This is a genomic window from Nostoc linckia z4 (assembly GCF_002608075.1).
In the GTDB taxonomy this organism is placed as follows: Bacteria; Cyanobacteriota; Cyanobacteriia; order Cyanobacteriales; family Nostocaceae; genus Nostoc; species Nostoc linckia.
The window spans coordinates 14,969-30,400 of record NZ_LAHA01000078.1; the positions used below are offsets into that span (position 1 = coordinate 14,969).

General features: G+C 39.4%; 13 protein-coding genes. 4 read left to right on the plus strand and 9 right to left on the minus strand.

All coding sequences use genetic code 11. From position 1 onward, the window contains the following. The first annotated feature begins 13 nt into the window (after nucleotides 1-13). From VF06_RS34725 to VF06_RS34740, 4 genes are all read left to right on the plus strand, one after another. A complete protein-coding gene (locus VF06_RS34725; RefSeq protein WP_099071205.1) occupies nucleotides 14-460 on the plus strand; it encodes a hypothetical protein in 447 nt (148 codons plus the stop codon). Continuing rightward, a complete protein-coding gene (locus VF06_RS34730) occupies nucleotides 457-1,074 on the plus strand; it encodes an arsinothricin resistance N-acetyltransferase ArsN1 family B (protein ID WP_099071206.1) in 618 nt (205 codons plus the stop codon). Before VF06_RS34725 ends, VF06_RS34730 begins: the two co-directional genes overlap by 4 nt. Nucleotides 1,075-1,162: 88 nt before the next feature. Beyond that, complete coding sequence (gene pyrE / locus VF06_RS34735) at nucleotides 1,163-1,714, plus strand: orotate phosphoribosyltransferase (protein WP_099071207.1); 552 nt, start codon at nucleotides 1,163-1,165, stop codon at nucleotides 1,712-1,714. A 26-nt stretch (nucleotides 1,715-1,740) separates the two neighbouring features. Then, on the plus strand, nucleotides 1,741-3,138 hold the full coding sequence (locus VF06_RS34740; RefSeq protein WP_099071208.1) for an amidase: 1,398 nt from the start codon (nucleotides 1,741-1,743) through the stop codon (nucleotides 3,136-3,138). On the opposite strand, the gene VF06_RS34745 is transcribed toward VF06_RS34740, so the two are convergent. The 9 genes from VF06_RS34745 to hepC all read right to left on the minus strand — a co-directional run bounded on the left by VF06_RS34745 (nucleotide 3,133) and on the right by hepC (nucleotide 14,364). Further along, nucleotides 3,133-4,254, minus strand: coding sequence for a glycosyltransferase family 4 protein (locus VF06_RS34745; RefSeq protein WP_099071219.1), 1,122 nt, complete (start codon nucleotides 4,252-4,254; stop codon nucleotides 3,133-3,135). The genes VF06_RS34740 and VF06_RS34745 overlap by 6 nt on opposite strands. 132 nt (nucleotides 4,255-4,386) lie before the next feature. Then, nucleotides 4,387-5,817, minus strand: coding sequence for an O-antigen ligase family protein (locus VF06_RS34750; protein WP_099071209.1), 1,431 nt, complete (start codon nucleotides 5,815-5,817; stop codon nucleotides 4,387-4,389). Between the two features lie 319 nt (nucleotides 5,818-6,136). Further along, on the minus strand, nucleotides 6,137-7,084 hold the full coding sequence (locus VF06_RS34760) for a glycosyltransferase family 2 protein (RefSeq protein ID WP_099071211.1): 948 nt from the start codon (nucleotides 7,082-7,084) through the stop codon (nucleotides 6,137-6,139). Next, entirely contained in the window at nucleotides 7,002-8,204 is a 1,203-nt protein-coding gene (locus VF06_RS34765; protein WP_099071212.1) for a glycosyltransferase family 4 protein, read from the minus strand. Before VF06_RS34765 ends, VF06_RS34760 begins: the two co-directional genes overlap by 83 nt. Nucleotides 8,205-8,442: 238 nt before the next feature. After that, a complete protein-coding gene (locus tag VF06_RS34770) occupies nucleotides 8,443-9,426 on the minus strand; it encodes a glycosyltransferase family 2 protein (RefSeq protein WP_099071213.1) in 984 nt (327 codons plus the stop codon). Between the two features lie 34 nt (nucleotides 9,427-9,460). After that, nucleotides 9,461-10,639: a glycosyltransferase family 4 protein gene (locus VF06_RS34775; protein WP_099071214.1), complete on the minus strand. Its 1,179-nt coding sequence runs from the start codon at nucleotides 10,637-10,639 to the stop codon at nucleotides 9,461-9,463. A gap of 64 nt (nucleotides 10,640-10,703) precedes the next feature. After that, entirely contained in the window at nucleotides 10,704-11,513 is an 810-nt protein-coding gene (locus VF06_RS34780) for a hypothetical protein (RefSeq protein WP_257208152.1), read from the minus strand. A gap of 87 nt (nucleotides 11,514-11,600) precedes the next feature. Beyond that, nucleotides 11,601-13,442 (minus strand): heterocyst formation ABC transporter subunit HepA, encoded by a 1,842-nt coding sequence (gene hepA / locus VF06_RS34785; RefSeq protein WP_099071216.1) that lies wholly within the window; start codon nucleotides 13,440-13,442, stop codon nucleotides 11,601-11,603. Between the two features lie 205 nt (nucleotides 13,443-13,647). Next, nucleotides 13,648-14,364, minus strand: a complete 717-nt coding sequence (hepC, locus tag VF06_RS34790) for a heterocyst development glycosyltransferase HepC (protein WP_099071217.1) — start codon at nucleotides 14,362-14,364, stop codon at nucleotides 13,648-13,650. Nucleotides 14,365-15,432: the final 1,068 nt, after the last annotated feature.

A 15,432-nucleotide genomic window follows, 5' to 3' on the forward strand; every position in this document is an offset into this window, starting at 1 on the left:
AGCAAGTTATCGAATGACTCAAAAAACAGAAGTATATAGATTTACCCTAGCTTTTGTTGCTGGCTTTGTCGCAGTCTTGGTATTTCACCAAGGTTTACTGGCGCTGCTACATGCAATTAATTTTGCTCAACGTCCAGCCTATCAAATTACACCCACACAACCTTTTGGTGTACCGCAATTACTCTCAAGTGCTTTTTGGGGAGGAATTTGGGGTTTAGTTTGGGCAGGGATTACAGTACGTTGGCAAGTAAACAAAAATTATTGGTTAGCGGCGCTAATATTTGGTGCTATTGCACCGACATTGATTGCCTGGTTTATTGTTGCACCATTGAAAGGTCAGCCCATAGCAGGTGGTTGGAAACCAGCAGCAATGATTACAGGTATACTACTTAATGGTGTTTGGGGATTGGGAACAGCTTTATTCTTTAGTTGGTTTGCTAAAAGACAAGTATTACAGTGAAAGCGACAATCAGACTAGCCCATGAAAACGATGCATTACAAATGCTGGAAATTTATGCACCGATTGTCCAGGAAACTACAATTTCCTTTGAATTAGAACCGCCAAGCGAAACAGAGTTTCAAAACCGGATTCAGAGCTATCAACAAAAGATGCCTTGGCTAGTTTGCGAAATTAATGGTCAACTTGCAGGCTACGCTTATGCTAGTCCTTATCGTACCCGTGCGGCTTATCAATGGTCTGTAGAATCATCAGTGTACGTCAGTGAAAATCATCGCCGCAAAGGAATTGCTAAAGCCTTGTATACGGTGCTATTTAAGTTACTACAACTGCAAGGATTTTATAACGTTGTAGCTGCCATCGCTTTACCCAATCAACCCAGTGTAGCTGTACATGAAGCTGTTGGTTTTGTACCTGTGGGAGTGTTTCATCGAGTTGGTTTTAAATTTGGTAAGTGGCGTGATGTAGGTTATTGGCAATTATCTCTACAATCAGAGCAATCTTTCTTGAGTAATGGCGATGAACCTATAAATCCACCTGTTTCTGTGTCAGAAATACAGAAATCTCCTTTGTGGGATGAAGCTTTTACAAATGGCTTGTTGTTGCTGCGAGTTTAATTACAGGATTTTACAAATCATTATTAATTCGATAAATATCAAGGTGCTGAATTGGATATAGCAAAGTTTTTACAGCAAGGTTGAATAGATGGAAATTTTCAATAAAACAGTCGAAATCGAAACAATTAAAAGTGAACTAGCAAAGCAAATTTATGCAATTTCACATCTGACTGGATCTTTTAAACTTCGTTCCGGACGAATATCAAACGAATACTTTGATAAGTATCAGTTCGAGGCAGATCCAATTTTACTTAATGCTATTGTTAGGCAGATGGTTACTCTCATTCCTAGTGATATCGAAGTACTTGCAGGTCTGGAACTTGGTGGCATTTCCATAGTGACACTCTTATCACAATACTCTGGCTTACCTACTGCTTTCGTCAGAAAAGAAGCGAAAAAATATGGAACTTCCCGATTAGCGGAAGGTGCAGAGATTAATAATCGGAAAGTGCTGATTGTAGAAGATGTAGTCACTTCTGGCGGTCAAATCGTCGTCTCAGTCCATCAGCTTCGTCAACTTGGGGCACAAATTGATTACGCACTCTGCGTTATCGATCGCCAGGAAGGTGCTGTTGATAAACTCTTAGCTGAAGGTATCGCACTGCTTTCTCTGCTCAAGCGTCGTGACTTTCCTACCTAAAAATCGCTAATTCTTATTCAATAAATATGTCAGAAATTGCTAATTTCTCTGCTTCTCAACTCTTACCACTATACCGCGATCGCCAGTTGTCACCAGTTGAAGCAACCAAAGCCGCCCTAGAACGGATCGATACTTACAATAGCTCAGTTAATGCCTTTGCGATCGTTGATGAAAAGACTGCTCTTGTGGAAGCCCAGGCTTCAGAAGTGCGCTGGCTCAATGGTAATCCCTTGGGCTTGGTGGATGGTATACCCTTTACTGCCAAAGATTTGCTGTTAACCAAGGGTTTACCAACGCGCCGGGGAAGTAAAGCGATTATCACCAATCAACCTTGGGAAGAAGATGCACCTGCGGTAGCCCGTCTACGGGAACAGGGAGCAGTATTACTGGGAAAAACCACAACCTCAGAATTTGGCTGGAAGGGTGTCACCGATAGTCCCCTGACTGGCATTACCCGCAATCCTTGGAATACAGAACTAACTCCCGGAGGTAGTAGCGGCGGGGCGGCTGTGGCTGCTGCATTAGGGATGGGTACTCTTCATTTGGGTACAGATGGCGGTGGCTCATCAAGAACACCGGCGGCCTTAACTGGGGTATTTGGTTTCAAGCCCACTTTTGGACGTGTAGCTGGTTATCCATCAGCCCATACTGGAACATTGTTTCATATTGGCGTTCTAGTTCGCACTGTTACCGATGCAGCAGTAGCGTTAAATGTTATTGCCCATCCTGATGTCCGTGATTGGTATGCTTTACCAGAGGAGCAACAAGACTATACTTTGGATTTAAATCGCGGTGTAGCTGGACTGCGAATTGCTTATAGTCCGAACTTGGGATACGCCGATGTCGATTCAGAAGTAGCTGCCTTAGTGAGAGGCGCAGTTGATGTTTTTGCCAAACTCGGCGCTGTTGTGGAGCAAATCGATCCTGGTTTTGCCAATCCCCGGAGTATTTTTCAAACCTTCTGGCAAGTCGGTGCAGCCAAGCTACTGGGTGGTTTTAGTCCAGAACAACAAGCTGTAATTGAAGAAGGGTTACAGGCTAGCGCTAGAGAAGGCGATCGCCTTACTCTATCACAATACATCAAAGCCCAAGATGCTCGTGAAGCTCTAGGAAGACATCTGCAACACTTTCATCAAAACTACGATTTACTAATTACTCCCACCTTACCTGTAGTCGCTTTTCCCGTGGGACAAAACAGACCCCAATCATATATTGACAATCCCCAGCAAGATTGGTCGCCTTTTTCTTATGTTTTTAATTTGACACAACAACCAGCCGCTTCTGTGCCTTGTGGTTTCACCAAAAACGGCCTACCTGTAGGTATACAAATTGTCGCAGCTAAATACAGAGATTTACTAGTATTACAAGCAGCAAAAGCTTATGAAAATGTATCTCCTTTTGTCATGCCTGTAGCCTCATTATGAAACACTTGGTATTAGAGAGCGAACGGTATTGATAAAGTTTTGAGCATAACTATGGGTTGAAAAATCTAGGGCGCGTTGCCTAGCGGCTATTCCTGCACTTTGGGCGAATTCTTGCTCGTTAAGATAACGGAGAATAGCGATCGCTAATTTATCCGCATCGCCGTAAGGTGTTAATAATCCATTAATTCCATCTGTAATAATCTCCGTTGGCCCGCCTGCATCCCCAGCAATTACAGGTTTACCCAGGGCCATCGCTTCAATAATCACAATGCCAAAGGGTTCTTTATCAGATGCATGGACAAATACATCCATCGCCTGTACCCACTCTGGAATATTGCGCTGTAACCCAGCCATAATTACTTGTTCTTTCAAACCTAAAGCGGCGATTTCTGCTGTTAAAAAGTCCTCATAATCTGGTTCAAAATCGTGCTTACCGCCGACTATTACACAATGGGCATCGGGATACTGTTGTAAAATTTTCGGCATTGCTTGTACTAATACATGCATTCCCTTCCATCGTTGCAATCGTCCCACAATTCCAATTAATGGCCCGTGTAAAGGTAAGCCCAACTTTCGCCGTGCTTCTTGGGGAGAAGGTAAAGCATCGGGTTGAAATCTGTCTAGCGCCACACCAGGATACACCAACGGTGTGGGTCTGTGCGGCCAAATCTCGGCTTGTGCTTGCTTACCATCTTGGGAGAGGGTAATAATTGCCCGCGCTGGAATTAAAGTGGCAAGTCGCACTAACAAAGGCTTATCGCTGGGTACTTCTAGCTGATACCACACAGCAGGTAACCCCGCCAACATCGCCGCTAAACCTCCGGATATGTGCGTTATCCACATCCAATTGACAATTATATCTGCATTTTCCTGGCGGGCGATGGCAGCTATCCGCCAGACAGCAGCAACAAAACGGTGAATTTGGCGCAAACGTCCAATTTCTACAATTCGTGTGTCGATACCAAGGGATTTTACTTGTTCTACCATTGGGCCGTTTTCTAAAAATATCACTAGCCACTCGACACCAGTATTACGTCCTTGCTGCATCAAATCCCAAAGCATCATTTCACCGCCGCCTCGTTGTTCGGCTAATGGCATTACAATAATTGCTTTCATAATTTTAATTTGTTGAGTAAAGGTGAATGTAGGGAGAAAATTAGGGAGCATCCCCAATGTTTGAATTTTTAAACGCAAAGGAACGCAAAGGATTAATTGAGAGTTGTTTTGTGTTTTGAAAAAATTGGGAGGTCAAAATTTTTGTTGATGAACATAATATTTGTGTCCTGCCATCGCCATTGCTAAAAATCCCCAGAGAATCATGCCGGCTACGCTCAACATACCGCTACCAATAATTAGTTGTGTTGCAGAACTAATACCAATGGCGCGGGCAGCGCTGATAAAACTATCAAAACGGCCTTCGCTATATTTACTAACATTAATAATTAATAAAATTAATCCACCCATATAAAATATAGCTCCAAACCAACCAAGGGTAAAAAACATATCTAGAATGCCACTGTCAATTACTACTACTTCGATTTGTCCGGTTTTTTCGTTGACTTTCCAAATATTTCCTAATCCGTTACCTAAAGCGTTAGAAAGAGCTAAACTCAGGTTTTTGTCGTAACTTTGGGATCTATCTCTAAAACTATTATCTTCTTCGAGGTTGGAAAAAGTTTGCAACCGCTCTGACACAACCCCAGAAATTGGCTCGATGGTTGTTAATGGTACAACACAAATTGCCATGACGACAATTATGGTGATTAAGCGCATTTGAATCCGGGTTTTCACTGAACCTACAATCATAATTATTCCCAATAACCAGCCGCCCCAATTTGTTCGTGCTTGTGTCAATAAAAAGGATAAATAACCAACGGCTGAAGCTGGAAAAATTAAACTTCCAGAAGTAGTAAATAATAATAATAATCCAGCTTGCATGACGGAGCCAAAGGGGCCGACTGAGTGTAATGTACTCCAAACACGCATTCCAAAAGGTACGGGATTACCAGCACTCATGAATAGTTTCGATTCTATGAGCCAGTATCTATCCCACTCAGGAGCAACAACGAATTGGTATACACCATAAGCTCCTAAAATTAACACACACCACAGGAATATTCGCTGAAAATTTTGGCGATAGCTAGGATAATCTCGCCAGTTAATGAATAAGTGAAAAGCAAAAATAATTGGCCCTAGCCAATCTAATAAACCGCGTGCTACGGGAACTGGTGCGTTGTAAATTAAACCTACTAAAAAACCGTAGAAGACTCCGATAAAAGCTAAAATAAACGGTAAGCCACCTTGGTAATAGGCACTTTTAAACCGTCGCAAGAAAGTTGCAATGGTGACAAACACCACCAAGTATGGTGCTATTAGCATTTGGCGCGTGGGATCCCAGCCGACTCGATAATCAACTAGGCGGGTAGCTAAGGGTGTGAGAAAGCATATCCACCAAGTAAAGCCGATGTAGAGAATGGGATGGCGCAAGTATAAAAACACAGCTACTACTAAAGCTGTCACCGGATAAATTAGGCGCAATGCAGCAGTAGCACCGGCAAAATAGCAAACTATAGTTAATAGGATAAAGCCAGCGATCGCTATCCAACCCTGTGGCGATCGCTCCTCAGGAGAATAGCTTTCTTGTGAAAAACTATTATAAAGTATCTGCTTGGAAATCATTCAACTTTGGATTTATATATCAGGAGTCAGGAGTCAGGAGTCAGGAGTCAGAATTCAGAATTCAGGAGTCAGGAGTCAGGAGTCAGGAGTCAGAATTCAGGAGTCAGGAGTCAGGAGTCAGGAGTCAGAATTCAGGAGTCAGAATTCAGAATTCAGGAGTCAGAATTCAGGAGTCAGGAGTCAGGAGTAAAATCAGCTTTAGTTTTAGCTTATAGATTTATACCAATTAACTCAAATTTTGTATTATTTTTCATTGGTATTAAATTGGATATTGGCGAAATTTCAAATCTGCTACAAAGAAATTTGGCAAACATATTCTTTAATTCTGAATTCTGAATTCTGAATTCTGAATTCTAAATTCTCTATATCCTTGCCAACGTCCCCGCCAAGATGCCAACAATTTTTTACTTGCCAAATGTCCTTGTTTGGGGAAAAATCGCAGCCATTGTATTAAGCCAAAACTATCGCAGGTTCCAATTAAGATTGCCCAGAATAAAAATATAATCCTGCGGATAAATGATAGATGTTCTAATAAAACTAAGGTTTCATTATGAACTAAATTAATCAAGGCAATTTCATTAAAGTTGTTTCGCTGGTCTTCATCAAAACGTTGTGCTGGGTAGTGTTCTACAGCAACCTTAGGGTCGTAAATTATCTTCCAACCAGCTCGCTTTAATGCTAAGGTGAATGCCATTTCAAAGTGTACTTGCGCTCCTGTACCCCGCATTCGTTGGTCAAAGCGCAATTGTCCGATGGCTTGTTTGCGAAAACTCATGTTTACGCCTTTGAGAATATCGACTTCGCGGGGTTCTCCGACTCCCAGATGATGGTTACCTATTACGCGTCCAAACCACTGCAAACGACCAACCACCAAGCGGGATTCGTTTTCTAATTTTTCACCGTGGTGTATCCAATCGCGTCCACCAAGACCGCCAAGACTACTGTCACCAGCAAAGTAAGCGGCGATGCGTTCTAACCAATCGGGATGGGGTGCAGCATCATCATCAGTAATGGAAACAATATCGCCCTGCACTTCTTTGAGTCCGGCGTTGAGGGCTGCTACTACTCCCGGTTGTGTAACTTTCACAGTTTGTAGTGGCAAATTGTCAGCTTTGAATTGGTTAAGAAATTCCCAAGTTTGTGCATCCGTGTCGCGGACAACCACTATCACTTGATGGACTGGTTTAGTTTGCTCCTGTAGCGCCAAAAGGCAGCGTGATAGGTCTTGTGGACGGCGATAAGTCGGTATCAGAACAGTGTTCCGCATTTTTGCTTAACTCCTCGAATAGATCCACATAAGTTTGTGCCATAGTAGTCCAACTGTGTTGTTCTGCCACAGAACGAGCAGCTTGACTCATTTGTTGCATCAGGGATTGTTCCCTGGTTAAGGACATCAATGCTGTTGCTAATGCGTCGATATCATCCGAGTCTGGTAAGACGATGCCGCATTCTGATGTTACTAACTCTGCACCCCCGGTAGCTGTGGCAGTAATTACTGGCAATCCTGAAGCCAGTGCTTCTAACAATACCAAGCTGCAAGCTTCATATCGGGAAGGAAAAATAAATAAATCCACTGACCGCATAATTTCGGGGATATCACGGCGAAATCCGACAAAATGCACGCGTTCATTTAACCCCAAAGAAGCCGCTAATTGGGGAAAGGGACTACCTTCGATGTGACCCACCACTACCAGATGTAAATCAGGAACTTGAGTTAAGGCGTGCAAAACTGTATCTAAATTCTTCCTGGGTGTGCGGATGTCTCCGGCGAACAGTGCGAGGGTGACATTTTCTGGTAAACCTAATTTTTGGCGGTCACTTTCACCAGGGGTAAACTCTTCTAAGTCTACGCCATTAACAATTACCCGGATGCGAGAACGAGGAACACCAATATTAATTAATTCCTGGGCTACCTTTTCTGATACAGCGACAACAACCTTAGCTTTTTGAAAAGCTTGTTTTTCCCAACGGGCATTAAAAGCAGTAAATAGCCACTGATATAAACCATATAAATCTCGGCGATTGCGAGAAATATGCACTGGCGATCGCAACCACGAACTATGTACAAAATGTACAGCATTCACATCAGCAGCAGCCATATTAATCGCACCATTAATTTTGATTAAATCAATGTCTGAGCGATGTTGACGCAACCAATTTGCACTTTTTTGGGCAAAGATAAAATTACGTATAAATTCTGTGGGATAGCCTTGAACTGGAATTTTAATCCAATTAACTTGAGTATTATCTTCTAATTCCGGTGCAATTTCACTTGCTAATAATGTGAGGTGATGACCGCGACGGATTGCTTCATTAGCAACTTCGTAGTTGACTCTGCCTTGACCATCGCCTTTTTTGATTTTATGAGTAACAATACAAATTTTCATACACTGCATTTATTAGGAATAATAGCTCACACCAAAACACGAAATAATAAATAATCTTCCTTCTTTCTCTGGGGTGAACGAAATTTTGTGTGGGATTTCTAGCTAAGTATCCAAAAAATTACCCTCCACACTGCCCACACTCCCCACACTTCCCACACTCCCCACACCTTTTTTCGCTCACCCTTCCTTCTTTCTCTGTGTCCTCTGCGTCTCTGTGGTTCGTCAGAAAATATCTATATTATTTCGATAATCCTATTAACTTAGTTGTAAAAAATCGCGGAGTAAAACTCAGAGTCAGCGCCGCCAGAGTTCGCAAATTAAATTTTTGTTTTTTCAACGCTTGCCAAAAATAAGGACGTGCTGCGGCTACATCTTCACTTCGTAACAAACCAATTCCCAATGTGGTATTTGCTTCCAACCATTTTTGTTGAAAGTGCGTTCTAAATTCTTTTAGACGACTATCTTCCATAAACACTTGATAACAAAACATTTCGCTTTTAGCTTTGCGAATTTTTGCTTGTATATCTCGACTACCACTAAGCATGGTATCAGTTTGTTCGTGGGCGCGATATCTAGTCAATCTTTCTGGATAATAGTAAGCACCACCACCAGATATACAACAAAGGTAAGTTAAATATAAATCCCACATTCCACCAACTTCTGAGGGAATACTATCCCAATCAATAAAGTGATTGCGAATTACACAAGATGCAGCAGTGGGTATACTTTTATCTATTAACCCAATTTTAGAGAAAGATTGATGAATTCCTGGTGTGAGTAAATCGCGTTTGAAACCACGTGTATTTTCTTCAGTTCCAATATCATTAATGATGCCATTTGCATCTATTATATATTGGTCGCAAAAAGCCAGAATTAAGTCGGGGTTTTCTTCTAATGGTGGTACAAGCTTTGCTAAAAAATCTTGATTCCATACATCATCGTCATGCAAGCTAGCAACATATTTACCCTGCGCCATTTTAAAAGCGTGTTGCTGATTAGCAAGCATACCCACATTTTTCTTGTGTCGCCAAAAGCGAATCCGGGAATCATTAAAAGATTCGATAATTACTTGGGGATTTTCTGGACTACAATTATCAGAAACAATAATTTCAATGTTTTGATAAGTTTGTTGCACAGCGCTAGCGATCGCTTGCTGAAGATACTCTGGTCTATTATAAGTAGGGATGATAACGCTGACTAATGGTTGTTGATGCAATGACATATTTTTCTCCATCAGTTTATTGAGGGATTTGATATTATTTTTTTCCTGGATATTCAAATTCAGCTATTGTTTTTGCATAGATTGTTCGTAGATTATTTACATGACGATTCATTGTAAATTCTCTCATCAACAAAGCATGACCTTGTTTGCCCATTTCCAGGCTTTTTTGATAATCTGTAGACAAATAATTAATTGCTTGGGCTAGTTTTTTAATATCATTACCAGGGACAAGAATACCCGTTTCTCCATCTCGTAAATGTTCGGGAATTCCTCCCACTGCACTACCAATTACAGGACGATAACGCGCATAGGCTTCTAGGGTTACAAGACCGGCTGGTTCAGGCCAAACACTGGGAAAGATGACAGCAAAACACTGTTGATAAAGCTGATTTATTTTATGGCGATCGCACCAACCATGCCAAGTAATGCGGTGATTCAATCCCAAGGTAGTTGCTAATTTTTCTAAGCGCGGTCGTTCCCAGCCTTCACCTGCAATGTCAAGGTGAATTTGCGGCTTTGTATCTATTAAGGTTTTAATCAACCATTCCAAACCTTTATCAGAAACAATCCGACCAACAAATAAAATTCTTTGATTTTGGTGGACTTCTAAACTTAAGGGTGCGGTTGGTGTTTGTGGGAGAGAGATACCACAGTGTACTGTTACAGTTTGTTCGGCTGGTATGCCATTTTTAATTAACTGTTGACGTACATATTCGCTATTAGCAATAAAAGTTACTTTTATCTTTTTTAAGACATCTAAAAACTGCTGAGTTCCTTGAATTTCTCTAACAGTTCTTAAAGGTTTACGACTACCACATTTATCTACTAATTTACCCCAGGTACATCCCAAATAAGAGAAGTTACGATGGCAGATTGTTTGTTCTCCAGCTAAATATTTTGTTCCGCTAGGACAATACAGTGAGTGATTATGAACGCTGAATATTGTAGGACATTGACCTGTAAGGTGCAATAGTAAATCTGGGCTGTGGAGATGTAGTAATTTAAACTGGCTTTGGTCAACATTTTTCAGTGATTTGATGACGCGATCGCTAATATCAGGGGAACGATGTTCAAATAAAGCCGCTAAATAAGTTTCAACGCCTCCACCTTCACCAACCTCAAAATTTGAACATTGGTAAATCAGATTTTCTGCAAAAATTTCTCCAGGCGATTTTTGGGATTTTTGCTGGAATTTATGAATGATTTTAGACATTAATTACTAGTGATTGCTATGAATTTAATTACTTGTATATATGAGCAATAAATATTTGATTCATTTATCCGCCTACATGAAACCAAAATTTATGCCTGACATCATTTACATAATGTCGTAGAGCAATGTGTTTACTTGCAGATTTATCTCCATAAATAAATTGATCTTCTACATTCAAAATATATTTTTTTGAACATAGAGGCTGACCGTGATTAAAATGTATTGTCAAATGTACGATTGTTTGTTCGGTAAAATAACTAGGATATTCTTGTAGATTTGCTAAACGTTCAATGGCAAAAGTCCAATCAAGTTCATGCCTAAATAAGATAAATCCACCATTCACTGGATTTAACTTTTCAGAATCATCATAGATAATTCGTTCGTCCAGTGATATAGAACAATCAGGTAGATAAAGAGAGTATTTGTTGTCAGAGTTGCTTAAATTTATTAAGTCTACACCACCGGGAAAAAATAAAATATCTGAATCAGTGTAAATTGTGGTTCCATCAATAGGAATTGACATTAATGCCGATAATTTTTTCCCCATTGGATGTAGTTTGGCATAATCAAGAACGCATTGAGGTAAATCTATTCTCAGGAAGTTTTGTAAAAGTACAACCTCGACGCAGGGATGGATACGGCGGAGTAAATTACAACTAGATTCAGTGTAACTCCCATCAGAAATCACTGTAAATTTATTTGGAATACCGACATAACGAATGAATGAGCGAATACTTGCTACTTGTTCTGGTAAGTCACGTTCGCATGATAAGGCATAGATATTTATTGGAACTTGCCGAGTTTGTTTTATCGGGATACTAACAATTTGAGAAACAGCTGCTTTATATACAGAACGAACAAATTTACCCTGCATTTTAGCAGTGTGATAGCCAAGATTTATCATTGATTTTTCCTCGTTAAAACTACAAATAATACTCAGAATTCAGAAAATAATTGCGAATTAGGAATTATAGTATTGCATCTGATGATATTCCCAAAGCTTGCCGTGACGTGCGAGTAATTCTTCATATTTGCCTTGTTCTACTATGCGTCCTGCTTCCAAAACTACGACTTTATCAGCTTTAGAAATAGTAGAAAGACGATGAGCGATCGCAATTACTGTTCTACCAACAGATAGCTTTTCTAATGAGTCTTGAATTAAGCGTTCCGATACAGAATCTAAGGCGCTGGTTGCTTCATCTAAAATCAAAATTTCTGGGTTACGTAGTAAGGCACGGGCTATGGCAATTCGCTGTCTTTGTCCTCCAGATAATCTCACACCCCTATCTCCTAATTGGGTATTAAAACCTTGGGGCATTTCTAAAATAAATTCCAGTGCATTGGCTAATTTAGCAGCTTCTTGAATTTCATCATTGGTAGCTTCTGGAGTTCCATAAGCAATATTTTGCCAAACACTTGTATTGAAAATAAAAGTATCCTGACTAACAACTGCTATCTTGGAACGTAGAGAGTTAATTTCAAATAATCTGATATCAGTTTCATCGATGTAAATATTTCCTTCTGTAGGATTATAAAATCGAGGAATTAAATCAGCCAGAGTTGTTTTACCAGCCCCAGAAGCTCCGACCAATGCCGTCATTTTTCCCTTTTCAATGGTTAGGGTAATATTATGCAGCACTATATTTTCATCGTCATAGCCAAAATCTACACATACTAAATTGATTGAGTTTTTTAACCCTTTAAATTTAATATGTCCATTCTGAAAATAATTTTTATCATCAGTTCTCAGCAGATTATTAATGTTGTTTGCAGAGCCATGTAAAGTACTGAGAAATGCTCTCGTGCCATTAATATCTTGAACAAATGGAATAAAACGAAACAGCACAAAGAAAAACGTTAGTAAAGAAGCAACTTGTAATGTGCCATTACTAACCAGACTAGTGAATGCCAAAATAATCATTCCCACCAATACCGTAGTAGCTACGCCTTCGGCAATTGGTTTAACAAGTGTCCAAGTAAAGACTATTTTAGTTGTAGTACTTACTACTTTATCGCTGGCTTTATAGTAACGTTGGCGCTCAAATTCTTGAGTACCATAGGAGTGAACAGTGCGAATGCCATTAATGAATTCTACGGCTGTAGATGTAAAATTAGAATTAGCATTTGTCACACCAAAACTTGATTCTCTAACTCTGGCATTTAAATTAGATAATCCCACACCTAAAAGTGTGAATAGTAATGCTGAAATCAAAGTTAATTGCCATGAAATTAAAAACATTGATATGAGATAAACAACAGTTGTTATACCTCTAGTAAATAAAAAAGCTGCGGCACTAAAACCTTGTCTGATTCTGTCAATTTCTGTGGTAATTGTGTTAATTATTTCCCCAGAACGAGTTTGAGCGAAGTAACTTAGGGATAAGGCTTGTAACTGTTCAAAGATTTGCTTACGTAAGCGATCGGCAAGATGTACTTGAGATAATTCTGTGTAGACTTGGGAAAAGTAATTAAAGGTAGCACGTAACCAAGTACTCAATAAAATTAATAAGGATATACGATACAGCCGATTAATTGCTGATGTTTGGCTTCCCAAAATCCAAATATCAAATAAATCTATTCCTGTGCGAACAGGTTGAGCATTAGGGCTAGTTAAGCTTTGCAAAAATGAAAGTAAAAAGCCAATACTCACACCTTCAAACGCTGCTGCTAAAATTGAAAACACTAAAGCCGAAATTGCAATTTTACGGAATTTTTTAATTTCTCGTAATATCAAATAATTGTCTTGCCAAAATTGAGTAGATTTTAGCAGATTGCTGATTGTTTGGGGAAATTTCAAAAGCATGGATTTTTCTAACGATAATTTTGCATTGAGAGAGAATTCAGGAGTCAGGAGTCAGAATTCAGGAGTCAGAATTCAGAATTCAGGAGTTTGGAGGTAGGAGCCAGAATTCAGAATATTGGTTAGTTAACAGGTGATAAAACTCTTCCAATTAGATATCAAATGTATCTGAGTTTTATATTCTGAATTCTGGAGATTAAATTATTAACTACCGTACAGATAAATTTCTGAATTCTGTATTTTGAATTCTGAATTCTTCTGTAACTAATCGAGTGACATCTGCTAATGTCCAACAACGAGATCCTATCAAACTCATATCACCGCGCAGTACATTAAATAATAATGGTAGATTGTTGAGGTTGTATTTATGCATCCAGCGACCTAGCAGTGTGATGTTGTGGTTTGGTGTCGTGGAAAATTTAACTGCTCGAAAAAGTCTACCTTTTTCTCCAACGCGCCATTCATAGCAAAAAAGTGATTCTGGCGAATAAAATTGCAACAGTACAATCAATCCCAGGATAACTGGAGTGAGGAATAAGAGCAATGAAAAAGCAACAATCCAATCAATGATTCGCTGTAACCATCTCAGGTTTTGATTATTTTGTTTTAGCTGTTTATTGCTTGGGGATATGCGTAAGAATATTGGCTTATTAGCTTGTTCGCAAGCATCAGCCCAAAACTGTAGTAAATCTTCACCCAATTTTGCATCTATGCTTACTAAATTTATAGGAGAATGTTTTAAGCATTCTACTAGCGATCGCTGATTATTTAATGAAGGCAAATATGATAATTTAACTCGTCCTTGCGGCTTCACCAACAGTTTACCCCGTCGCCACAGTAATGTGTAAGATTTAGAGTAACAATCTTCATGTTGCTGAGTTACATCATAGAAATTCTCTAGACTGGTAATTATTGAAGTTGTCATGATGTCTTTGGATTTATACAAGAGTGAATTGCTGAAGCGAGGCGTTATGAAAAACTATCAAGCTAATTCGTAATTCTGTCAAAGATAGTCATTGACAGCAGGGAACAGGCAAGAGATTTGCAAGTTTTTTGGTGTCATCAACTATAGCAATCTTATTTCAGTTGTGAAAAATATCGAGTGTTGACTGCTGACTGTTAACGGTTAACGGTCAACAAACCTAATATGTAATGTTTCACAAATTATTTTGCATTGCTATATGCTTCACTTGCCATATATGTAATAATTCAGGAGTCAGCATTCAAAATCCAGAATAATTATAAAATTAATCGTGTGAGGAATTCTTGATTTTAAAACAAAGCTAACTGTAAAGATAATGCTCTGACACCTGATGTTTAATTACAAACAAAATGGAAATAGAGATTATTCGGTAATGGCGATTAAAGTAACTGAGATTGCGATAGATGTGTAGAGAAAATTACCGTAATAATTCAGGAATCAGGAGTCAAAATTCAGAATTATAGTCTCATAGTATTGGTTATCAAACCCTAATAAATTCTGACTTCTGGATTCTGTATTCTGAACTCTGACAAATTACCTTTGAATCTCTATTGATGTTTAATGATGTTGGGGTTATGCCGATGTGGAGAAATTTAACAAAGCTAGTTCACTCTTGTGTTTTATCTGTTTGAAAGTGCTTTAATCTCTAGAATATAAGACTCTTTAAAAATAGCGATCGCTCAAATAAATTCTTTATTTAGTCTTTACCTATTCAGTGATTTCTCGGAAAACTGATAAAGATAGCATAAATATAGCAAATTTTTCCTGATAGTAATAAATCGAAATTTAATAACTTTTGATACATTTTTAGGGTAGCAAAACTGTGCTACCCCACCGTCAATACGGTTCGGATAAGCAGTATGAACTTCCCTTGTGGTCTGGGAAAAGGTTAAGGGGTAAGGGGTAAAGGATGTATTTGAAACCTTTCCCCTTTACCCTTTCCCCCTTCCCCTTTCCCCTTTCCCCTTTCCCCTTTCCCCTTTCCCCYTTCCCCTTTCCCCTTTCCCCTTT